The sequence below is a fragment of the Alteromonas australica genome, from assembly GCF_000730385.1.
In the GTDB taxonomy this organism is placed as follows: Bacteria; Pseudomonadota; Gammaproteobacteria; order Enterobacterales; family Alteromonadaceae; genus Alteromonas; species Alteromonas australica.
On the sequence record NZ_CP008849.1, the window covers coordinates 2644836 to 2667510 of the forward strand.

Here is a 22675-nt window from a genome sequence, read left to right on the forward strand (position 1 = left end):
TGAAAAGCCGCTAAGTTTAGTCATACCGCTTGCAACATGCAATTAGCTGATGGACTTCAATATAGATTCAGCTTCTTGTTTTTGTTCTTCACTGCCCTGCGACACCACTTCGTCTAGCAATTCTTTCGCGGCGGGGACGTCGTCCATTTCAATGTAAACACGGGCTAAATCGAGGTTTGCATTTTGGCCGGCGTCTTTGTCAATATCGATAACCGCATCATTGTCGTTTACACCGGTAAAGTCAGACAAACTCACATCTAAATCTAATTCAGCGGTATCAGGGTCGATATCGCCGTCGTCTTCGCCTTCGTCCATTAACGCATCTACGTCGAGAAATTCTTCAGGGGGCGTTCGTGGTGTTGCCTCGTCGCCTACTGGTTCCACGTCGTTGAGTAACGCGGCTAGGTCTAAATCGGGGTTATCAAGTTGCAGTGATGCCTCTTCTTCGGGGCTTTTGTCCGTTTCACTTTGCGCAACAGGCGCTTGATTATTCTCGTCTTCAGACACTGTCTTAATGTCTAAATTGCCGTCTTGCTCAGCACCTAATTCAGGTTCTACACTAGGTGTGTCTGCTTCTAAACTTTCAAGTAACTCATCAAAGTCTTCACTGTCTAGTTCGTCATAAATGTTTTCTGTGCGCGGTGCTTCGTCGCCGGTGTTATCTGCGTCATCACTGTCTTCGGTGGATAGCCAATCATCCAACCCAGGCACATCTGCCAACTCGCTGTCTTGTGCATTATTTGTGGTGTCGAGAGACTCTGGCTCAGGAATATCAGCCTCTGATAACACACCGTCTTGTTCCTGCTCTAGCTCGAACTCATCAATGTCATCAAATGCACTGTCTAAGATGCTGTCATCAAAGTCAGACTCTGGCTCTGGCTCTGGCTCTGGCTCTGGCTCTGGCTCTGGCTCTGGCTCTGGCTCTGGCTCTGGCTCTGCAAGTGTATCGTCTGCTTCACCAAATGTAGGTATATCATCCATCATTTGCTGATCGAATTCAGCCAACGCGTCTTCCAACGGATCGGGAGAGGGGGAATCTGCTTCTGCTTCTGCTTCTGCTTCTGCTTCTGCTTCTGCTTCTGCTTCTGCTTCTGCTTCTGCTTCTGCTTCTGCTTCTGCTTCTGCTTCTGCTTCTGCTTCTGCTTCTGCTTCTGCTTCTGCTTCTGCAGGAGGCTCTTCTAACTGGCTGTCGCTGTCAAGTAATTCTTCATTAAAATCAGCATCTTCCGCCAATGTCTCCGGCGCATCCCCAAGCTCTTCCAGCTCAGTATCACCCTGTTCTTCGGTCTCTAATTCATTAAGCAGTTCATCCGACAATTCGTCTATTTGTGCTTCACTGTCGTTTTCTTGGGCTTCTAATTCAGCGAGTAATTCATCAGTAAGGGGGTCACTTAAATCTTCTTCTTCCCCTAACGGTGTGTCGCTATCATCAGCCTCTTGTTCTTGCTTGGGTGAAATGTCAGGTTCTGCTTCAATTTCAGACTCTAATTCAGCTAACAACTCATCGGTTAACGCATCATCTAGGTCTTCGCTTTCACCTTGGGCGCTCTCGCCCTCTGAAGCATCTGCCGTCGTGCCTGAGTCATTTTCTGGCGTGTCATCACTGGGTTCATCGAAATCAGCATCGTCACTTTCCGCTTGTAGCTCTGCAATGAGATCGTCTGAAAGCGGGTCGGTAAACTCATCTGCATTTTCCATGTTCTCAACATCGATTTCATCGACATCAACATCATCTAAGTCATCAGTAATCGCATCTAAGCTTTGAATAGATTGCGGTGAAGGCGGTGTTTGCTCTATTTCAATTTCGTCATCTTCAGACGTTTCTTCATCTTCGTCGTCTAAGCCGCCCATCATCTCAATTTGCTCAATCTCATTAAGCAAATCGTCAGTGATTTTATCCAGTTCATTATTCTGCTGGTTAATTTCATCATCCAGCTTATCAATCATTTCCTCATTAATGAGGTCGTCTTTGCTGTCTAATTCGTCAGTTAAGCTGGGCTCTGGTGCATGCTCGTCTAAAAGATCATCAATGCTGATTTCAGGCTTGTCGTCTTCATCATCTACATCGGGTAATGCAGACTCTGCCGCAAGAATATCGTCAATGTCATCAATATCGAAATTACTATCAATGTCATTATCGCTTGCTGGGGTTTCTTCTGGTGGGTTCTGGGCATCATTAAGTATATCGTCAATATCAAAGTCGTCTAAATCGCCATCAGTACTATCATCCCCATCTAAGTCGCCACTAACATCATCCATGTCGGCATCTGAGTCATCAGTGAAGCCGTCATTAAGGTCGTCGTCAAGGTCAGCGTCAAGATCTATTCCTTCTACGTCATCATCGTCGCCAGATAAATCGAAACCATCAATATCACTACCTGCATCATCCTCACTTAGCACTTTGTCAGACAAATCATCGTCGTCAAACAAACTGTCTAGTTCATTTTGATCCAGTTCGTCAGCGCCTGCCTCAAACAGCTCGTCTGAATCATCGTCAGGCACTAACATGTCATCTTCTAAGTCAGCAAAGGTTTCTAATTCACTGTCTAAGCTATCTTCTAGCTCTGATGTTAGAACGTCGTCTAGAAGGTCGTCGTCATTAAATAGCTCGTCGTCGCTAAGTTCGGCTTTATCATCTAAATCAGGGGCAATTGCGGTGGCAAGATCGTCTAATTCGTTATCAGGAACTGGTACAGAGTCACTTACAGTTGCGTCTGTTACCGGAGCCGATTGAGCATCCCTAGGTTTACGTTTAAGTAGCCATACAATGAGACCCACGACTAATAAAAGGGTAATTAAGCCCGTGGCAATAATTAACGTGATGGGGCTCATTAACGCGTTAAGGAACGAAGCATTCTTCTCTGCTTCTCGCTGCGCCTGTTCGGCTCGCATCATTGCCAGAAGTTCTTCTTGCAATGCCACTTGTGTGTCAAGTTGCTGCTTGACGTCACCTTCCACCTGGCCGCGTAACGACTCAAGTTCACCGTTAACCTGATCAACCCTATCGTACAACTTACGATTTTCGTTCAGCAGCGCCTCTACATTTTCGAGTGAGGCGGCGAACTGCATACGCAACTCATCAAACTGACGAGTTTGCTCTGCATCTAAGCGAGTAATTTTACGTTCTATATCTGACTGGGTTTGGGTTAAGTCGTTTTGATTCACCAACGGCGATGGCGGCTTAATATTTCGCACGCTGCTACCAGGCTGGTTCAGTAGTTCGGCAAATTCTCTATCGTCTCGTTCAGCACGAATGCGTGCTTGCTGGGGGCTGATTCTGGCAATATAGCGTTCAGAAGGCAGTTTTAATGTGGCGCCTTCTACCAGTAAATTCAGATTTTGCTGTTCAAATGCGTTGGGATTTAATTCGTAAATCGCCGCCATCACTTGATAAACCGTGAGGTTATTATTTTGGCGATAACGTTCGGCAATTCTCCACAAGGTGTCTTGTGCGTCTATGGGCCCATATTCTAAACCTGAATATTGATCCGTCGCATCTTTCGGCCCTTTTAATTGCGTGGCGCGTTCCTGTGCATAAACATTGATATGTGGGGCTGTGAAAAACAGTGTAAATAAAAGTAAGCCCGTTAAATGCAGTTTCATAGCAATCCTATATGCCCTCAAGCGTCAACACGTGCTGAATACGAAGCCGTGCTTTTGTCTTCATTGTTACTGGGTTGTTTATCAGCGCAGTTAACAATTAACGACTTTTATTCTTATTGTTTAATAGCACTCGCGCATGAATATTTGAGGCTATCAACCTTGTTACGCCCCTACTTCACCCGTTTTTGCGTTCCACAAAATGGGGGTGATAACCCTTAGAAGTAGCAACATAAATGTATTATGTGTTTACAAAACTATAAACCAGTTATCCAGACCAATCTAGTTAGCCCTCATCTTTTCGCTATCTATTTGTTGAATATCGATATATTTGTTATCGGCAAGGCCGGCAAAATGTTTACCCACCGAGGTTAAAAATTGGGGTGCCCTGTCTGTACCTACCTTCGGGCACCTCACCTTATATTACAGATAATCTTGAATGAGTGTTTCAGCAATTTGGATACTATTGGTCGCGGCCCCTTTTCTAATGTTGTCAGACACAACCCAAAGGTTTAGCCCGCAAGGGTGAGTAATATCGTTTCTTACTCGCCCAACATGCACGCTGTCGTTTCCGCTGGCGCTGCTCACTTGGGTGGGAAATTGTTCAGCGCCTTCGTACAGCGTAACCCCAGGCGCATCGGCCAACAACTGCTTAACTTGCTCGGCGTCTACAGGTGCACGAGTTTCTAAATGAATGGCTTCAGCATGACCATAAAAAACAGGCACTCGTACCGCTGTAGCGTTCACTAAAATACTATCATCGCCCATGATTTTTTGCGTTTCCCACACCATTTTCATTTCTTCTTTGGTGTAATCGTTATCTTGAAACGCATCAATTTGCGGAATAGCATTAAACGCAATTTGTCGGCTGAAGGCTTCAGTTTTGACTTCGCGGGCGTTAAGCAAACTGGCGGTTTGCTTGGCAAGTTCTTCCATCGCTGATTTTCCAGCACCAGAAACAGATTGGTAAGTACATACGTTGATACGTTCAATACCCACTGCATCTTGAATAGGTTTTAACGCCACCATCATTTGAATGGTTGAACAATTTGGGTTCGCAATAATATTGCGGTTTCTAAAATCGGCCAATGCGTGTGCATTCACTTCAGGTACAACTAACGGAATATCATAGTCGTAACGGTAGTGAGAGGTATTGTCGATAACAATACAGCCCGACTCGGCAGCTAAGGGGGCAAACTTAGCAGAGATATCACCACCCGCTGAAAAGAAACCAAATTGTACCAGGCTCCAATCGAAGGTATCTGCGTTTAACACTTCAATATCTTCGCCTTTAAACGTCACTGTGGTGCCTGCAGAACGTTCACTTGCCAATGGGTACAAACGGCCTATCGGAAAGCCTCGTTCGGCTAAAAGCTCTATCATGGTCTGCCCAACGAGACCTGTCGCTCCTAATACGGCAACATCAAAGGCTTGTGACATAGTGGTATAACTCCTAACTGGTTTACGTCTTTAATTTATTGATGTATCGCGAAACCCAATGCCATTAGCTGCTGCTTAATGCCATTGCTTGTGCCTTCCGGCAAAATGAGGGTATAAGCGCTGCATTCTCGGCGCACGCGATACTGCTTTCTCAGTGTTGAAAATTGGCTTGCTAGTGCAGGTGCTGGGTCATCGGTAGCTCCGCGAGTGTCATTTGACAGTGTAGAAAGCGGGCTAAGTGCATCACGCATGGCGGCGTCGTCTATTTTCACGTCGTACACCGATAAAAATAACGCCGTCAAGTCTTCCGTAGTAAGCGAATCTGCATCTTTGTTTGTCAATGCCACCGTTGTAGGTGCAAGAACCTCCAACACATCGCTCAGCTTTTTCTGTACGGGCTTGCCCGCTATAGCGCAAATTTGTTCGTAAATAATTTGGGTACCGCGCACCTTCCCTTCAACCGAGTGCCCCGCAATGTGCGGCGTTACCTGCCAGCACAGTGCTAACAGCTCCCTATTTATGTTTGGCTCATTAGCAAATACGTCAAGCGCTACGGTAGGTGGGTTTTCTTGGCTTAAGCGAGCGATAAGGGCAGCTTCGTCTACCACTTCCCCTCGACATGCGTTGATAAACAATTGCGATGACGACATTTGAGCTAACGCGTCGGCGTCAATGAGATGCTCCGTTGCAAAAGGCCCTGACTTCACAAATGGCACATGTAGCGAAATCACGTCACAGGTTAGAATATCTTGAAGCTTATAAAACTCGCGACTATCACCTTGAGCTTCCAGAGGCGGATCGCACAATTTATAGTGTATGTTAAGTGCATCTAGTAGGTTGCTTAACGCCGTGCCCACATGGCCTGCACCTACAATACCTACGGTACACTGTTCAATATTGATGATATTGGCTTTGTGCGCTTGCAACACGGTGCTCACCACATATTCAGCCACAGCCACGGCGTTGCAGCCTCCAGCCGAGCCCCACGTTATCCCCTGTGAGTCTAACCAATCAGTATCCATATGATTGGTGCCAGCCGTGGCTGTGGTCACAAAGTTAAGTTGAGGGCAAGGGGCAATAGATTGCTGGTTAATTTGCGTGGTAGAACGAATGGCCATAATGTCGGCCTGCTTTATCGCGTCTTTACTGAGCGTTTGCCAAGCGTAAGTTGTTACCTCTCCTAATGGGGCAAGGTATTCACATCCAAATGGGATCGTGTCTTCAAGAAGTATTTTCATGGGCGTAAGTTTAACGCAAACGCAATGAATAGTAACCTTGGCAAAGCAATTTCTTAGCGGGAAATATTTCTCTACCCCAATAAGATATTTGTCGCTACACTGCCATAAAAATCGCCTTGTAAGCAATATGTTAAAAGAAGAATATAAACGTCGATTATCACGGGCAACCTGGTTCGCGTCCATCCCGGTTGAATTGCAAACTGTGGTGTTTGAAAATATGCGTTGCAGACATTTTGACGCTGGCCATTTATTGCACGGAAAAGGCGATGAAGGTGTGGGGTTTTACGGCGTTTGTGAAGGAAGGATTCGGGTAATGAATACCAGCAACGACGGTAAAGCCCTTCTTCTTGCCCTATTGGGCCCGGGTACCTGGTTTGGTGAAATATCTTTGTTTGATGATTTACCCCGTACCCATGACAGTTATTGTGATGTAGACACTTGGGTAGGCATTATTCCTAAAACCGCGTTTAAGCGTATGTTGGAAAGCCACCCTCAACTTTACCCGCACTTTACCCGCTTACTGTGCTCCCGCGTGCGCAGTGCATTTCAGTTTATTGATTCCAGTGCAGGGTTAAGTTTGAAGCAACAATTGGTGAAACGGTTACTTATGCTGTCTACCAGTTTTGGGCAATATCAACCTACCCAAAACAGCGTTGTATTGCGGTTGTCTCAGGAATCGCTAGCGCAAATGATTAATAGTAGTCGCCAAACGGTGAATCAATTGCTTCAAGGTTTACAAGCTGAAGGAGTGGTTCGTGTCCACTACGGACAAATTACCGTAATGGACATGAATGGAATGTTTGCCCTACTTAACGAGTAAGCACAGCGCCTATGGCTTAGCGCTGTGTTTTTTTTCGTAGCGCTGCGCTATTTCTCGTAGCGCTGCACTATTTCTCGTAGCGCTGCATTACCAAGGTCGCATTGGTGCCGCCGAAACCGAAGCTGTTAGACATGACGGTATTTAGCGTGGCTTGGCGGGTCTCAGTAACGATATCAAGCCCTGCTGCAGCCTCATCAAGTGTATCTATGTTAATAGACGGCGCAATAAAGTCGTTTTCTAGCATTAACAAACTATAAATCGCTTCATTGACACCCGCTGCACCTAGGGCATGCCCGGTCAATGACTTTGTCGCGCTAATAGGCACACCCGATTGACCAAAGACTTCCTGAATCGCTGCCAGCTCTTTCACGTCACCCACCGGTGTTGAAGTGCCATGCGTGTTAAGGTAGTCAATAGGGGCGTCAACGTTTTGCATGGCCATCTTCATGCATCGAATGGCGCCTTCACCTGATGGTGCAACCATGTCAAATCCATCAGAGGTCGCGCCATAGCCAACCACTTCACCATAAATTTTTGCACCACGGGCTAAGGCATGCTCCAGTTCCTCAACCACCACCATGCCACCGCCACCAGAGCTAACAAAACCATCTCGTGCGGCATCATAGGTACGAGACGCTACAGCTGGATTGTCGTTGTATTTAGAGCTGAGTGCACCCATGGCGTCAAATTGACTGGATAGCGACCAATGTAGCTCTTCGCCACCACCGGCGAATACAACATCTTGCTTGCCAAGTTGAATAAGCTCTAATGCATTACCAATACAGTGAGCACTGGTGGCACACGCAGAAGCAATCGAGTAATTAACACCACGAATTTTAAATGGCGTAGCCAAACATGCTGATACCGTTGATGCCATACAACGAGGAACCATATAAGGCCCTACGCGTTTTACACCTTTTTCACGAAGAATATCTGCAGACAATACCTGGTTTTCAGAAGATGCACCGCCAGAACCGGCAATAATACCTGTGCGATCATTTGAAATATCTTTTTCTTCAAGACCCGAGTCTTCAATCGCTTGCTGCATTGCAACATACGCGTAGGCCGCTGCATCGCCCATAAAGCGCATTGCTTTGCGGTCGATATGTGCTTTAAGGTCAATATCAATATTGCCCCAAACTTGGCTTCTAAGGCCCATTTCGGCAAATTGTTCTGAAAACGTAATGCCAGATTTTCCTGCTTGCAAAGAAGCAAGCACTTCTTGTTTATTGACGCCGATACTTGAAACAATGCCAAGCCCGGTGATTACTGCTCTCTTCATAGTTTACCCTTTGCGTTGATGCGGCCTATGGTAACGATTTTACGTCATGAAGTGGTCTGCTTTGCGCCACTACACACCCCAAACATACCGCTTCGCTATTATTGATAGTTATATTTGCGCATTTTGTAGAATACTTTAGCCAATGTATCACGAAACAAATAGTGTATTGGCACCAGAATGTGCGAACTTCATAAAATCTTCACAGGTAACCTGTAGCAAAAATTCTGTTTTTCACTCAAGCACTCTTGGTGGGTTTTTAGTAAAATGCGCTCAGCGTATCCATTTGAATGTACAGAGTAGTGTAAAAACGTGAAATCTAAGCAGGCAGAAGTTCATTTTAACGACAAAGGCACCCCTATTGCGTCACACTTTGATGATGTTTACTTTTCAAATGATAGTGGTGTTGATGAAACCCTGCACGTTTTTGTGGCTGGAAATGACTTACTCACCCGATGGGAAAACTGGCAAGCCCCCTATTTTGTGATTGCTGAGACCGGATTTGGTACTGGCCTTAATTTCTTAGTGGCCATGAAGGTATTTAGCGAGTTTCGTCAAAATAACCCATCGCACCCACTGAAGCATCTGTATTTTCTCAGTACCGAAAAATACCCGCTGCCGCTACCGGATATGCAAAAAGCCCTTGACGCCTTCCCTACACTTCAGGCTCAAGCTAATGCACTTAAAACAGCCTATCCTCTAGGTTTAGAAGGCTGTCATCGCAGGCACTTTGAGGCCTTTTCAACCACCTTAGATTTGTGGATAGGTGATGTTCATGAACGCTTACCGCAATGGTCTTCCCCTATTTCTGGCTTGGTAGACGCTTGGTTCTTAGATGGGTTTGCGCCGAGTAAAAACCCCGAAATGTGGACCGACGATTTGTTTCGCCAAATGGCAAGGCTGTCCAAACAAGGCGCCACGTTTGGCACCTTTACAGCAGCGGGCATCGTCAAACGCGGTTTAGCGAATGTGGGCTTTACTATTCAAAAACGGAATGGCTTCGGGCGTAAGCGCGATATGCTCACCGGTACTTACAGTGAGGAAAAAGCACAAGGCCGCGACTTTGAAGGCCCTTATTATCGCTATAATAGACGCAAGTTATCGCCGGGTGACGAGGTTATTGTGGTGGGGTCTGGACTTGCCGCGGCTACCGCCACGTTAGCCTTGGCGAAGCAAGGCTTGAAGGTGACTGTGTGCTTTGATGATGAGAATTTAGCCTCAGGCGCGTCTGGTAACCCCCAAGGTGGATTTTACCCGCAGCTTCATGCTCAAGAAAGCATTGCCAGCCGCTTACAAGCCCATAGTTTTTTGTTTTCCCGCGCATATTACAACCAGGTGATTGCAAGCCAAGAAGGGCAACGTATTGCGCATAATTTCTGTGGCGTTGTACAGCTAAACTTTAACGAAAAAGTTGCCGAGCGCCAGCGCAAATTAATTGAAAATGATGTATGGCCTTCGGCACTTGTCCATGCTGCCACACCCGAGTTTATTAGTGAGCGCGCGAAAATCCCCTTGCCATTTGATGGGCTGTTTATTCCTCTTGGAGGCTGGATTTCGCCGCCTGACTTAGTGACAGCTCTGCTAACCTTAGCCCAAAATTACGGCCAGGTTACCCTAAAACCTCACCACCGATACGGCGACCATGAGGTTATGCAATCATCACAAGGAATGAAAACGGTTCGCGTGAATTTTGACACAGGTGAAACATTAACAGCGAAGCACCTGATACTCGCGTTAGGTGCGGGGGCAGTTAACTTGCCCGCGTTTGCTTCACTTCCACTTCGCCCCGTAAGAGGCCAAGTTGAAGCCATACCTAGCCAATCGCCGCTAAAGCCACTTGCCACTGTACTTTGCCATAAGGGTTATATGACACCCGCGCATCTGGGTCGTCATGCACTTGGCTCAACGTACGGTAAAGACGATTTAAACACAGATGTAAATACACAAGACACTGAACAAAACTTACAAACCCATAAAAAGGCCATGTTAGGTGCACAACTGGTAGAACAACTGCATCACGATGGTACTGCCCGTGCTGCAACGCGTTTAGGCTCACCGGATCACCAGCCTGTGTGTGGTGTACTCACGCACTTTACCAATTTGAAGCCCCATTACGTCGATTTATCACTGGGCAAACCTATCAGTCAGGCATCACCCATTGAGAACATTCCGGTGAGTACATTATGCTGTTTGGGATCTCGCGGGTTAACCACGGCGCCTTTAGCCGCTGAATTGCTCGCAAGCGAGCTTACTCACAGCCCGCTTCCTTTAACCAAAGATTTGTGTCACGCACTGCACCCAGCGCGATTTATGGTAAGAGAGTGCATAAGAGGAATATTAGAAGATTAATTTGCCAGCGCCGTGGTAGAAACGATTTTATTTAAATCCATTACAATAAATGCAGGAATATAAACATTCGCACTGGCCACCACGTGTTTATTTTGCATTGACACAATACGGGCGTTAACACGCACGCCACGGTCATCTTCAATGATGGTGCCGGTTACCACATGATCGATAGCCACCTGCTTTGCCAACGCATTCGCTTTGCGCGAGAGTACAAAATCGCCGTAGGGCGTAACTGTCACCCCACCGGCTAATTTAAAATCCACAATGGCCAAGCCAAAATCTTGTAATTCAGCTATAAGGTACTCAGAAAGCTGATTACCCAGCACGGTTCCATCTTCTAACGATTGATTAAGCCTAACAAAACTGGTGATACCCACCCTGTCTTCTAAGGTTAATCGCGTGGCATTTTCCATAAGGTTCATGGCCAACTGAGAGGCGTAATCGTTCAGGCGTTTATGGGTTTGTGAAGGGAAAAAGCCGTGATGCAAAGGGTCTCGGTAGCCTGGCTCAACCGTCACATACTGCTGATATTCGCGGTCTCTAGAATCAGGTGTATAGACCAGCCCCGAACCACGAGGCACAGGTACGGGTTTTTCGTCGTGGGAAATTTCACCATCGTCACCTAGCCAAAACGACCCCATGGATTCGGTGCTAGTGCAGCCGGCGAGTGTGAAAGCCAGTAAGACAAACATCACCGCCCAAAGACGCTTATTTTCCATGTTAACCTCGGCTTAATCTTACGCCATCGCGCATGCCATTTTGCTGGCTACCATCACTAGGAATAAGTGCATCTACCACGTAAAACGGCACCAGCATTTGTGCGCTGGCCACCACTGCGCGAGACTCTATGCCTAAAATTCGCGCGTTCACGAGTACACCACCTTGGTGTTTCGCCATGGTGCCTGTTAGCACATACTCAATGGGTAAACTACTGCTTAACTCTAGGTAGTCTCGACTTAATACGAAGTCGCCATCAGTGGTAATTCGAATGTAATCTGTGGCTTTAAAATCGATAACAGGAACACGAAATTTATGCAATTCATGTACAAAAGATTCGGCCATTTGCCTACCGAGTAAATCCGTAGTTTGTAGGTCGGTATCAATTAATGCGAAGTGCGTTACACCAATGGGCGTTTTTTCGTTCACATACTCCATGTTAGCAATAAGGTCTTGGGTCATGTTTTTCACATAATCGCCAATATGCTTAGTGAGTGGTCGGCCCTTGTAAGCGCCTTGCACGCTTGAATAGAGTGGCGGTTGGCCAATGGCACCATAGGCATCCATACCTTGACTTGCGCTTTCATCATCATCGTCTGGCTCCACCGGAGCACGGTCGATGGCCGTAATATCGATGACATTCATAGGTTGACTAACAGGCTCGGCTTGCGCCGTTTCGTCATCACCTTTCATCATAGAACAGCCACTTAGGGAAACTGCTATCCCTGCTACCATTAAGGCTATTCGCTTGTTAAATGCACTCATCCCGTTACCTCGTACTCTCGGTTCTGTACAAACGCCCATTGCGGCTGGTTACCTGCTCGGTTTCCCAAAATAATTCTGAAGGGAAAAAGCGCGTCGCAGCGGCCACCACGTCTTTGTTTCTTGCATTAATAATGCGCGCGTTAACCATAGCGCCCGCCTGTTGATATACAAGGGTGCCCGTTATATAAAAGTCTACGCGTTCAATGTCTGACAACTGTTCAATATCTCTTGTTAGTATTCTGTCACTGTTGTCGTTTAACATTATATCGTTCGATAACTTAAATTCTTGAGTAGTAAAACCTCTTTTTGACGCTTCGGTAATCATACCTTGCTCTAATTGGTGGCCTAAAAGCATAAGTGGATGCTGATTGTCAGGGTTATATTTCATGGTGTCGGCGGGAACAAAACCTACCACGGCGTAACGGGTTTGCCGTGAAGGACGCACGCCCGCAAAAAGCTCATTGGCTAGAATATAAGTGTGGTATTCAACATTACCCAACGCCGGCACATTAGGGGTTTCTGCTTGAGACATTGATTGTTGCTGTTCGGATGAACTGCAGCCCACTTGCATTAATGCAATAACAACCCATGCCAGCAATGGCTTTTTGATAGCAATCATAAAATAACCTAAATCTAGCGAAACAAGAGATTTGCACAATTCATGCAACGTCTACCGCAGGTCTGCAATCTTCGCACCACCTAACTAAACTTCAAGTGTATTTTTAACAAACCCCAATAAAATCTGTGCATTAGACAAATACACGCTGGATAGATTACAGGCAATATACGCGAACTCATCCCAAAATGCGGAAGCCCTTTGCCGTTTACTATTGCCGCTTGCCTTGTGCTGCTAAACCGTAACAAAGATGATGAAAAGGTGATATTTCACAAAAGCAGCAAAGATTGCACAGGCAACTATTTGTTCTTTATGTAAATATTCCCTTACTGTATAGTTGAATGCTACTTGTACTTTGCGTCAATGCAGTAGGCTATGATTTATATTGGCAGTCACATATTCGACATTGAGAAGCGACAGCTTCTGCTTAATCAGGGCGAAAGCATTGTTCACCTTGAGCCCAAAATATTCGATCTGTTACTGCTATTTACCGAACAACCTAATCGCATACTTACAAGAGACGATCTGCTAGCCCATTTATGGCCTGGTACCTTGGTTACCGATAATGCGGTGAACAAGCTAATAGGCAACCTTCGCAAAATATTAGGCGACGACGCTAAAAGCCCCCGCTATATTCAAACTATCCCTAAGCAGGGCTATAGGTTTGTTTGTTCCCTATCTGCGGTAGAAAAAGAAGCAGTTGTCCCCTCCATAGGTTCGTCTGTAAGTGCCTCAAAACTACCATCAACAAACCTCTACGCCGCCGGTGGTGGAGCCCTGCTACTGATAATCGCGCTGGTGGCGCTGTTTAGCTGGGGGGCGGGCAATAACGCACCTGATACAGGTACATCTGTTGCTTTAACCCGTGCGTCCGGTGTTGAGATTTCGCCGTCCGCACACCCAAACGGTGAGCATCTTTTGTTTTTGCGACAACATCAGACAGGCAAGCACTATACACTTTGGCTTAAACATCTAAAGTCGTCCGTTACCCAACAGATTGCATTGCCTACAGGCATTACTCACATTATTGATGTCACCCAAAACACCAACACATCAGCCACCCAGCTTTTTTATATCAACAAAACATCCGCAACCTGTACGGTATACGAAGGAACATTAACCTCTCTTTCTATTCGCCCGTTGCGCATTGAGCATAGCGAGAAGCACTTCGATTGCAGTAATAAAAAGTTAAAAGATATAGCGTATCACCAAGAGGAAAAGGCGTTTTATTATACCGCTCAGCCGCAAAACTATTGGCCCAATCACATCTATCGTTTCGACATAAAGCATCAAACTCACCAACTGGTCGCGCAACCCGAACCAACAGGTTGGGGACACCACAGCCTTGATATTTCTCCTGATGGAAAAAAGCTGCTTATCATGAGTACAGCTAGCGATCACAAGACGCAATTACTCGCGCTACAACTTAACAACAACAAGATGACACAGGGCATAACATTCTCTCACCCTGTGTATGAAGCAATATGGCACCATAATTCACAGCAGGTTTTCTATTTTTCTGCGCCCCCGTCAAATCAAATCATTACCAGTAATTTCGACGGCAGTCATGCCGTCACCGTGGTGAATTCTTCACAACCATTGTCGGCACATCTATCCCGCTTTCCCGAGGGAAAAAACATCCTTTTTAGCACCTATCAAGAAAATATGAGCCTTCGTTGGTTGGCCTCTTCTGATGGCTTCCAAAAGGGCAAGAGCGACCATCTCGCCTCTGTAGACAATTCAGCGGTTATGGACACCTACCCTGCACTTTTTCACACAAAAAATAAGTACTTATTTTTGTCGAAACGCAGTGGGAAAAGCCAAGTTTATCTGGCTGATGCAACCCAACCCTACGCACACATCGTGACTAACTTCCCCCAAGCACACTCACTGTCCTATTTATCCCTATCTGGCGATGACAAAAACCTACTGCTGAATGTGGAAAATGACGTTTACCTTGTGCCAACGAGTGCATTGGCCTTTGAGGCCCCCCTGTCTGCCCTTGCCCCAGAGCAACGTATATACGGCGCGGGCAACCCTATTATTGCGCTAGACTGGCTAACTGGCACTCACATTGGTATCACCGAAGTTCAAGATGGCGTACCACGCCTGCGGGTGCTATCAATCAACGGTTCGGATACGCGCAGCTTGTCTCGCCGATGGGGATTTGGGCTGCGCGATGTTGAAAACCCTCGCTATGTTTACCTTATAGAGCAACATAGCCATAAGCTTTACCGCCTTGATGGTCTTCACCTGGAAAAGAAACAACTCGACTACGCGCCATTCCTCGAAGATATGCAAATCAGGTTACCTGAGGGGTTTTATCACGTAAAAATCGATAATGGCGTTGTGTATTACGTGACCACCGTGGGAGAAAGGGAATACATAAACAGCGTCCCGATAGCTGAGAAAGGCAGTGCTGACGTGTTGCCCCTTAACGCCTTTTCTAGCTATGACGTACATCAGGGGCAGGTTTTAGTTAGCGATCTTGAAAGCCTAGAAGGCGACATTCATAGCACGGTAAATTTAGCCCACTAACATAAAGCAGGCTTAACGCATTTTCACTTCCCGTTGTGGGAAAGGTATTTCGATACTGTCGTTTTTAAGTGCTGCAAATATGGCGTTATTTAGCGCATAACGAACTTCATAATGACGGGTAGTAAGCGCCCATACCCGTACACCGAAATTAATACTGCTATCACCAAAGTTATCCACGCCAACTGCAGGCTTTTTGGTGCTATCCACGCCGTCTACCTTTGCAATGGCGTTTTCTATGAGCGCGGTGACCTGATTAACATCACTGTGATAGGCCACACCAACCTCAAGTTCAATAAGCATTTGTTCAGCAGAATTATGCAAAATTTCGCCAACAATTAACTTATTTGGAATTTGGATCTGTACGTTGTCTTCGTCAATTAATATGGTGTAAGGCAGCATGACTTTATCCACTACGCCAGACACACCGCGAACTTGAATAGTGTCACCCAAAACAAATGGACGGGTAATAATAATGGTAAAACCAGCGGCATAATTCGCCAGCATTCCCTGAATAGCCAGGCCTGCCCCCAATCCCACTGCGCCAATTGCGGCAATCAATGGCGTCACGCTAATGCCTATATTGCCAAGAGCAATAATAACGACAAGGGCAAGAATAAGGATTTTACAGGCGCCACCGGTAAAACGACTCAGCGTTATATCGATATTGCGGCCAATCATTAAGTTTTCGACCACATTGCCAATTTTACCGGCGAGCCACCACCCCACAAATAAAATGAACAAGCCGCCGACAATTTGAAAACTGTAGGCCACAGCAAATTCTATCAGGATGTCGTAAAGCGCCTGTGCTTGTTGTAGTTCGTCTATCATTTATTGTTTAATTACGCTGGAGGGGGATGTGACTGAGAGCATAAACAACGGTAAGTGCCTTATTCAAGTACAAATTCAATCTTATTGCGTTTATCATCAACAATACGCTGCTACGCCATGTGATTTTAGGCCTACTTAACCCAATGGGCGAGTTTATCAACCAGCTTCTCACGATCGACCGGCTTGGTTAAAAAGTCACTCATACCCGCTTGTAAACACTTTTCTTTGTCACCTTGCATGGCATTAGCCGTCATTGCGATGATGGGAATGTTAATATTCTCGTTACCCGCTTTTCCTTGTCGAATCTGCTTGGTCGCTTCGTAACCGTCCATTTCAGGCATCTGGCAATCCATAATAACTAAGGTAAATGCCCGGCCGCCTTCGTTGGACTTACGCAATACATCGAGCGCTTCTTTACCATTGCTCGCCACCGTAACAGCTAGGCCTATACTTTCAATAACATTCACGGCCACCATTTGATTGATGGCATTGTCTTCTACCAACAGTACCTGTACACCGTTTGGGGCGTGCGCGTCATTCATTTTGCCTTGATTTGTTGCCCCGCATTTCTCATCAAGGTGATAATTAGCCTGCCTAGGCGAATTCACCTGTTTGGCTATAAATGGCTGAAGATTTTCTTCTCCGCTTAGCATGGCCCGCATATCGTCGGTTCTAAACGGTTTAGGATAAACCGCTGACACCCCTAACTGCTGAAAATAATGAGCTTCACCCACATCTCCCAACTGGGTTAACAGTACCAGCTTAACAGCGTTGTTCACTTTATCTTCCCGTATCGCCTTTATGGTATCGGTGCCACTCATCCCTGGCATGTGCCTATCAATTATCACAATATCGCATTTATCACTGCTAGACTGTTGCTGAAGTAGCGTTAGTGCCGACGCTCCGTCTTTTGCGGTTAAAACGTGAGCGCCCATTGCACTAAGCTGCTTCTGTAATGCACATAGGTTAGCGCTGTTATCATCTATCACTAAACAACGTTTAATTTCGCCCTCAAGCACAGCGTTGAGTGGCGTGGCCGTGCTAGCGTGCTTCACTTGGCAATGCACTTTAAAGCAACTGCCCTCACCTAACTGGCTAACAACTTTAATATCACCTTGAAGTAAGTTGCAGAGCTTTTTCGTTATACTCAAGCCTAACCCTGTGCCACCGTAGCGCCGGGTGGTAGACGCATCCACTTGGGTAAAAGCATCAAACAAGTGCGCTAGCTTATGTTCAGGTATGCCAATACCGGTGTCTTTAACCGTACACTGGAATATTTGGGTTCCTTTGGGTTCAGAAGGCTGAAGACTGGCGGTAATCTTAATCTCACCGTGCTCGGTAAACTTAATGGCGTTGCTTAGCAGATTGGTTATTATTTGACGAAGTCGGTTTGGGTCTGTTTTTATCGTAGAAACACGGATGGCAGAGACATCGACGATTATCTCTATGCCTTTTTCCTGAGCAATATGCGCAACCGATTGCACGAGGTCTTCCACAAGACTTCGGATGTCAACGTCTACGCTTTCGAGTTCAAGTTTATCGGCTTCAATTTTTGAAAAGTCTAAAATATCGTTGATGAGGTTTAACAGAGCGTTGGCGCTGGTACTTGCAATATTCACCCGCTGGGCTTGCTCGTTTGTTAAGCCTGTATCTTTAAGTAGCGTTAACATGCCAATGACGCCATTCATTGGGGTTCTTATTTCGTGGCTCATGTTGGCAAGAAACTCAGATTTAAGCTTAGTCGCTTCTTCGGCTTTGCTTACCGCTTCTTTTAAATCACAGGCTTGCGCTTCTAATGAGGCAGTTTTTTCAGACACCTGCTGCTCCAAGGCAACAACAAATTGTTTTTGCTTTGTGATCTCTGTTTGATGTAGCCGAGTTCGCAGATAAATAACCAAGTAAACTAAGGCTGCCAAAAAGAGGGTATATAAGGTGTATGCCCACCAGGTTTTCCACGGCGGAGAAGAAACATGCAAGCGTAAATTGAGGATGCTACTCCCCCATTCACCTTCATGGTTCATTGCTTTTACGAGTAAGCGATAATGCCCACCGTTTAAATTAGAGAAAGAAACGCTATTCCGATTGCCTATGTCAATCCAGTTATTATCGTAGCCTTCTAACTTGTAGGCGTACCGCGCCTTACTGGGCGCCGTATAATCAAGTACAGCAAATTCAAGAGTAAAGAAGTAATCGAGATAACTTAACTCGATTTCAGAAACATAGGGAAGCGGCTTGTCTAGCGGGGTTTCTTGCCCCATCTTTGTAAACCCTGTTAATACAATATTCGATTGCGCCATTTCCGTGTCGCTTTGCACATAGCTAAAGTATTCAACCCCTCGCTGACTGCTAGCAAAAAAAGTATTATTGGCTGCTCGAAATAGGCTATTAGGGTAGTAGTTTTTGCCACTTAAATTCGTATTTAATTTATAATTCAGTGTGCTTTTATTTAGGGGGTCGTAAGAGAAGATTCCCTTATTGGTGGTTAACCAAAGCGTGCTGTCTTTGCCATCACTCACGGCGCGTATTAATGATGCGGGCAAGCCGTCATCTTCACTAAAGGGCTGAAATGAAGCGCTGTCAGGTACGTAGAGATTTAATCCCATTTGGGTCGCTACCCAAATTTTTCCATCTGCGCTTTGATGAATGTCATCAACAATGTTGCCTAAAAGGCTGCCCGAGTCCTTTTCATCGTAAACAAAGTTGATAAAGCGATCCTCACCTTTAGGCCAGATATTGACCCCTCTGCCCGTACCCACCCACATGTTACCCTTATCGTCTTTGGTAACATCGAGCACTTCAGGGTGCGACAACCCCTGGGCGTGATTGAGATGCGTAAAGGCATGATCAGTTTCGTCATACACATAAACACCATTTTTATAGGTGCCAATCCAAAGTCGATTGTCGTCATCTAGCGCCAGCGCCCTAAATTCTCTAAATTGCCTAAAGCGCTCGTCTGAATGAGGGTAAGTCACCGGGGTAGAAACGCCGGTTTCTAGATTAAATTTAACCAGAAAATCATCCTGCGCTATCCACAAATAGGCCTCACTGTCTGGCAGCACAATAGGACGCTCTATAACGCCATCGTCCACGTACCCCTCGAAAGCATTAAACACAGAGTCTGCAATTTTAGTGAGGTTTTGATTGTCGACTTGCCATCGATAAACATCGCCGCTGGCATTCACGATGATGACATCACCTTCATCATCTAACGCAATGCCATTGGGTGGTGTTAACTCATCACTGTTAATCAACTTAACTTTTTTGCGAGGCGTTAGCTTGAAAATGCCATGAACTTCGCTGGTAACCCATTTGGTATGAGTATGATCTTCAAAGATAATACGAAGGCCATTATTGTAATCAAAATCCAGTTTTTCGACGGCATGCTCATCCATGGCTTGTCGATAAATGCCGTTGGTCGTCACAAACCAAATATAACCTTCGTGATCTTCTATCATCGAATTCACTTGGCCTAACGTGGTGCCGTTCACCGTTAACTGCCGGGTGAATTCACCGGTATCGGGGTGGAAGATGAAAGGCCCTTCTTGGGTAGCCACGTAAAAGCGCCCATTAGAGGCAATGAGAATGCTCCGAATTTCGTTGGCGCCCGTTCCTGTTTTATTGTCAGGTTCAGGAAAGAAATGTGTGGCGGATAACGTGCGTTTATCTAATAGGTTGAGGCCAAAACTGGTGGCTACCCATAAGCTATGCTCATCGTTGTCTTCAATATCCCATATTCGGTTATGCGAAAGGCTATCGGCTTTACCCTCAATGGCTTGAATACGGGCGAACGAATTGCCCCCTAGGTACTTATTTAACCCTTCCGCATAAGACCCTAACCAAATATCACCACTCGCGTCATGAAATAGCGACTGAATACGATTTGACGATAACGCGTCATCTCGTGTGGCATCATGGGCAAACCGCGTAAACTCGCCGGTCGCCGGATTGTACTTGTTTGCGCCGCCGCCCCAGGTCCCCACCCAAATATTGCCGTTTTTATCGAGCATGAGATTGCCAGCATCATTATGTGATAGCCCACTGGCTGTTGATCTATCGTACTCAAACAGGGTGACGTTTCTACCATCGTACCGCATGACCCCGTTTTCAGCGGTACCAAACCATAAAAACCCCTTACGATCCTGAATAATGGAATAAATCTCTGAGGAAACGAAGCCTTCTTCTAACGTGAGTTTTTCAATGGCATATTCATTCATCAAGGTATCGCTACCAACAGCGAACGAAGAACACGCACAACAAAAAAACATAAACACCACCGCTATCAAGCGCGTGGCTATGTTCAAAGGGTTACGATGATATGCGCAATTTGCCGTCATTGAATATGAAAAACGTATAGGTAAGGAAGGGTAATGATTGAATTACCTCCTAATGTAGAGCATTTACCCGCGTATATCCATTCGACAAAAGAAGCATGAAGTCTGCGAGATTAACGACTTTCAGACATAAGCTTTGCCCACAAAGCAGAAACCCGAGCGGCGTCGTCACCTTCTAATTCATTGTTAGCGAAAGCTTGCTGAAGGCTTTCTTGCATCTTTTCATCAAGCAGCGTAATCGTGGCATTTTCTTGCATTTCTAACTGTCGTGCTTCTACGGCAAAGTGCCCTTGCAAGTAGCTGGCAATAAACAATTCATCGTCACTGCCATGGTTCACGACATCGTCTAGGGCGGATTCAATTTTTGCTATTTTTTCGACCACAGATTGTGGTGCTGCAGCAGGTGGTAACAAGACTTTCTCCTTTGTTAACTCAACGCGCGCGCCTCTTTTTTAAGGGCTAATATTAAACGGCGTTATACAATACTTTATCTTTGTATCCGGTAATAATAGTGAACGCACCACTTAGCTGGGCGTCCAAACGTTCATCGCCGGAATCTAGACGTAATGGCTTTCCGTGTAACCCACGGATTTTTTGCTTAGTGGCCACCACTATCATGTTTTGTTTGCCTACGTGGCGAATAAACTCTGGGCTAAGTTGTTGATTTCCTCGCCCTAAGAGGTGGCCTTGACCACCAATAACCGTTAACACCACCTTGCACGGCTTACCTTGGGTAAGCGCAATAAGCTGCGATGCTGTCACATCACTGGCCTCTCGTTTTCCCTGGCGAACCACGTCAACCCCTAATAAGGTGTTTTCAAGCCCCAGGTACTCCATTATCGCATCCACCGTAGAGCCTGATCCCATCACAAAATAGGTATCGGGTTCATCTTCCATCATTTCACTTACGTAGGCAGCAATATCATCAAGCACAAGGGCTTCATCTTCTTTCCCGCCCATTTTTACCGCCTGAATATACGTTAGCTCGGCGGGCACTCGCATTTCTCCGTAATGCTTGGCAATGACTTTGCCTTGTCGAAATGCATTTTCGTCAATATCCCTGACTTCGGCCTCCATTTCGCTAACTAACTCGCCGGCAATCATTTGACTCACCACCTGCCCTGCCGCCGCGGGCGAAACACAGTAAACGCCAGAATGAATTTTGCACCCAGCAGGCACGCCTAACACGGGTATCGCCGCGCCCACCACGTTGCAAATATTTCGAGCGGTACCATCCCCTCCGGCAAATAAAAGCAAATCCACATTGGCCTCAAGCATAGCCTGGGCGGCTTTTTCTGAATCTTCACCCTCGGTTTGCGTGCAACTTGGTGAGTAGATAACCTCATAGGGTAACCCCAATGATACACATACACTTTCGCCCATCTCTCCTTGGGCGGTCACAACGGTAAATTTGCCCGATAGCGCCTCTAAAATACTTAATGCTTTCGCCATTTTTTCGTTGGCTTTTTTTTCCGCGCCCATGGCTAACGCTTTTTCACGCACCTGCGCACCGTCACTGCCTTTTAGCGCCAATGCGCCGCCAATCCCGGCAAAAGGGTTAACAATAACGCCCAGTCGAAATTGAGGATTACTCATGCTGCGCTCCCCTTTGCCAGGGTTGAAAATGTTGCCGTCAATGCATCAATAAAGCGCTGAGCCCTCGGTGGAAACCCCTTTTCTTGATAACACGCCAATTGAGCCGCCACATTTTTTGTGAAGGTTTCCCTATCGGGTTCTGCCCCGTTTAAGTTATCGGTGCTCACCTGAAACTTTCTTCCTGCCGCTTCTGTGAATGCCCATTCAATGGCTTGGGGCTTTATTTCTACCTTTTCAAAATTGGCCTGCTGTTGGGCATCACGTCCATCGGGGCAATACCAGTAACCGTAGTCTTCTTGCAAACGTCGGGCTTCTCCCGCAATGCACCAATGGGCGATTTCATGCAAGGCACTTGAAAAAAAACCGTGGGCAAACACGATTTGATGATAAGGGCATTGGTCATTAGCGGGTAGGTATACGGGTTCATCCTCGCCTAGCACCAAACGGGTGTTGTAATCAGCAAAGGTGCGGTTAAACAACGTTATGAGAATAGGTACGTCTTCATCCCGTTGCTGAGGCTGGTTTTGATTACCTTCTAAATTCATACATCACTTATAG

15 protein-coding genes are annotated in these 22675 nt (G+C 46.2%); 3 read left to right on the forward strand and 12 right to left on the reverse strand.

Annotated elements, in window-relative coordinates; genetic code table 11:
* Nucleotides 1-42: 42 nt before the first annotated feature.
* From EP13_RS11690 to EP13_RS11700, 3 genes are all read right to left on the reverse strand, one after another.
* Complete coding sequence (locus tag EP13_RS11690; protein WP_044057443.1) at nucleotides 43-3603, reverse strand: FimV/HubP family polar landmark protein; 3561 nt, start codon at nucleotides 3601-3603, stop codon at nucleotides 43-45.
* 420 nt (nucleotides 3604-4023) lie between these two features.
* On the reverse strand, nucleotides 4024-5040 hold the full coding sequence (locus tag EP13_RS11695) for an aspartate-semialdehyde dehydrogenase (RefSeq protein ID WP_044057444.1): 1017 nt from the start codon (nucleotides 5038-5040) through the stop codon (nucleotides 4024-4026).
* 35 nt (nucleotides 5041-5075) lie between these two features.
* On the reverse strand, nucleotides 5076-6278 hold the full coding sequence (locus EP13_RS11700; RefSeq protein WP_044057445.1) for a 4-phosphoerythronate dehydrogenase: 1203 nt from the start codon (nucleotides 6276-6278) through the stop codon (nucleotides 5076-5078).
* A 127-nt stretch (nucleotides 6279-6405) separates the two neighbouring features.
* Between EP13_RS11700 and EP13_RS11705 the strand changes: the two genes are divergently transcribed.
* Nucleotides 6406-7098 carry a Crp/Fnr family transcriptional regulator gene (locus EP13_RS11705; RefSeq protein WP_044057446.1) on the forward strand — a complete coding sequence of 231 codons (693 nt, stop codon included), beginning with the start codon at nucleotides 6406-6408 and terminating at the stop codon, nucleotides 7096-7098.
* Nucleotides 7099-7165: 67 nt separating this feature from the next.
* On the opposite strand, the gene fabB is transcribed toward EP13_RS11705, so the two are convergent.
* Nucleotides 7166-8380, reverse strand: coding sequence for a beta-ketoacyl-ACP synthase I (gene fabB / locus EP13_RS11710; RefSeq protein WP_044057447.1), 1215 nt, complete (start codon nucleotides 8378-8380; stop codon nucleotides 7166-7168).
* A gap of 309 nt (nucleotides 8381-8689) precedes the next feature.
* On the opposite strand from fabB, the gene mnmC reads away from it, so the two are divergent.
* A complete protein-coding gene (gene mnmC, locus EP13_RS11715; RefSeq protein WP_044057448.1) occupies nucleotides 8690-10726 on the forward strand; it encodes a bifunctional tRNA (5-methylaminomethyl-2-thiouridine)(34)-methyltransferase MnmD/FAD-dependent 5-carboxymethylaminomethyl-2-thiouridine(34) oxidoreductase MnmC in 2037 nt (678 codons plus the stop codon).
* On the opposite strand, the gene EP13_RS11720 is transcribed toward mnmC, so the two are convergent.
* The 3 genes from EP13_RS11720 to EP13_RS11730 are packed head-to-tail and all read right to left on the reverse strand — an operon-like array spanning nucleotide 10723 to nucleotide 12827.
* Nucleotides 10723-11445, reverse strand: a complete 723-nt coding sequence (locus EP13_RS11720) for a FlgO family outer membrane protein (RefSeq protein ID WP_044057449.1) — start codon at nucleotides 11443-11445, stop codon at nucleotides 10723-10725. The genes mnmC and EP13_RS11720 overlap by 4 nt on opposite strands.
* 1 nt (nucleotide 11446) lies before the next feature.
* Entirely contained in the window at nucleotides 11447-12208 is a 762-nt protein-coding gene (locus tag EP13_RS11725; RefSeq protein ID WP_044057450.1) for a FlgO family outer membrane protein, read from the reverse strand.
* A 4-nt stretch (nucleotides 12209-12212) separates the two neighbouring features.
* Nucleotides 12213-12827, reverse strand: a complete 615-nt coding sequence (locus EP13_RS11730) for a FlgO family outer membrane protein (protein ID WP_052364379.1) — start codon at nucleotides 12825-12827, stop codon at nucleotides 12213-12215.
* Nucleotides 12828-13199: 372 nt separating this feature from the next.
* Here EP13_RS11730 and EP13_RS11735 point away from each other — a divergent pair, with 372 nt between their 5' ends.
* Entirely contained in the window at nucleotides 13200-15362 is a 2163-nt protein-coding gene (locus tag EP13_RS11735; RefSeq protein ID WP_044057451.1) for a winged helix-turn-helix domain-containing protein, read from the forward strand.
* 12 nt (nucleotides 15363-15374) lie between these two features.
* Here the strand turns inward: EP13_RS11735 and EP13_RS11740 are convergent, their stop codons facing one another.
* The 5 genes from EP13_RS11740 to EP13_RS11760 all read right to left on the reverse strand — a co-directional run bounded on the left by EP13_RS11740 (nucleotide 15375) and on the right by EP13_RS11760 (nucleotide 22662).
* Nucleotides 15375-16187 (reverse strand): mechanosensitive ion channel family protein, encoded by an 813-nt coding sequence (locus EP13_RS11740; RefSeq protein WP_081869575.1) that lies wholly within the window; start codon nucleotides 16185-16187, stop codon nucleotides 15375-15377.
* 134 nt (nucleotides 16188-16321) lie between these two features.
* The gene (locus EP13_RS11745; protein ID WP_231497858.1) at nucleotides 16322-20455 is read right to left on the reverse strand and encodes a hybrid sensor histidine kinase/response regulator; all 4134 of its coding nucleotides are present in this window, start codon (nucleotides 20453-20455) and stop codon (nucleotides 16322-16324) included.
* Nucleotides 20456-20634: 179 nt separating this feature from the next.
* Entirely contained in the window at nucleotides 20635-20934 is a 300-nt protein-coding gene (locus EP13_RS11750; RefSeq protein WP_044057453.1) for a YfcL family protein, read from the reverse strand.
* A 52-nt stretch (nucleotides 20935-20986) separates the two neighbouring features.
* Nucleotides 20987-22117, reverse strand: coding sequence for an ATP-NAD kinase family protein (locus EP13_RS11755; RefSeq protein WP_044057454.1), 1131 nt, complete (start codon nucleotides 22115-22117; stop codon nucleotides 20987-20989).
* Nucleotides 22114-22662, reverse strand: a complete 549-nt coding sequence (locus EP13_RS11760) for an elongation factor P hydroxylase (RefSeq protein WP_052364380.1) — start codon at nucleotides 22660-22662, stop codon at nucleotides 22114-22116. The genes EP13_RS11755 and EP13_RS11760 overlap by 4 nt, the downstream gene beginning before the upstream one ends.
* Between the last annotated feature and the right edge of the window lie 13 nt (nucleotides 22663-22675).

Bases quoted from the DNA above. Each gene is read 5' to 3' on its own strand.
- EP13_RS11690 (WP_044057443.1), bottom strand. From the start codon at position 3,603: ATGAAACTGCATTTAACGGGCTTACTTTTATTTACACTGTTTTTCACA.
- EP13_RS11695 (WP_044057444.1), bottom strand. From the start codon at position 5,040: ATGTCACAAGCCTTTGATGTTGCCGTATTAGGAGCGACAGGTCTCGTT.
- EP13_RS11700 (WP_044057445.1), bottom strand. From the start codon at position 6,278: ATGAAAATACTTCTTGAAGACACGATCCCATTTGGATGTGAATACCTT.
- EP13_RS11705 (WP_044057446.1), top strand. From the start codon at position 6,406: ATGTTAAAAGAAGAATATAAACGTCGATTATCACGGGCAACCTGGTTC.
- fabB (WP_044057447.1), bottom strand. From the start codon at position 8,380: ATGAAGAGAGCAGTAATCACCGGGCTTGGCATTGTTTCAAGTATCGGC.
- EP13_RS11720 (WP_044057449.1), bottom strand. From the start codon at position 11,445: ATGGAAAATAAGCGTCTTTGGGCGGTGATGTTTGTCTTACTGGCTTTC.
- EP13_RS11725 (WP_044057450.1), bottom strand. From the start codon at position 12,208: ATGAGTGCATTTAACAAGCGAATAGCCTTAATGGTAGCAGGGATAGCA.
- EP13_RS11730 (WP_052364379.1), bottom strand. From the start codon at position 12,827: ATGATTGCTATCAAAAAGCCATTGCTGGCATGGGTTGTTATTGCATTA.
- EP13_RS11735 (WP_044057451.1), top strand. From the start codon at position 13,200: ATGATTTATATTGGCAGTCACATATTCGACATTGAGAAGCGACAGCTT.
- EP13_RS11745 (WP_231497858.1), bottom strand. From the start codon at position 20,455: ATGTTTTTTTGTTGTGCGTGTTCTTCGTTCGCTGTTGGTAGCGATACC.
- EP13_RS11755 (WP_044057454.1), bottom strand. From the start codon at position 22,117: ATGAGTAATCCTCAATTTCGACTGGGCGTTATTGTTAACCCTTTTGCC.
- EP13_RS11760 (WP_052364380.1), bottom strand. From the start codon at position 22,662: ATGAATTTAGAAGGTAATCAAAACCAGCCTCAGCAACGGGATGAAGAC.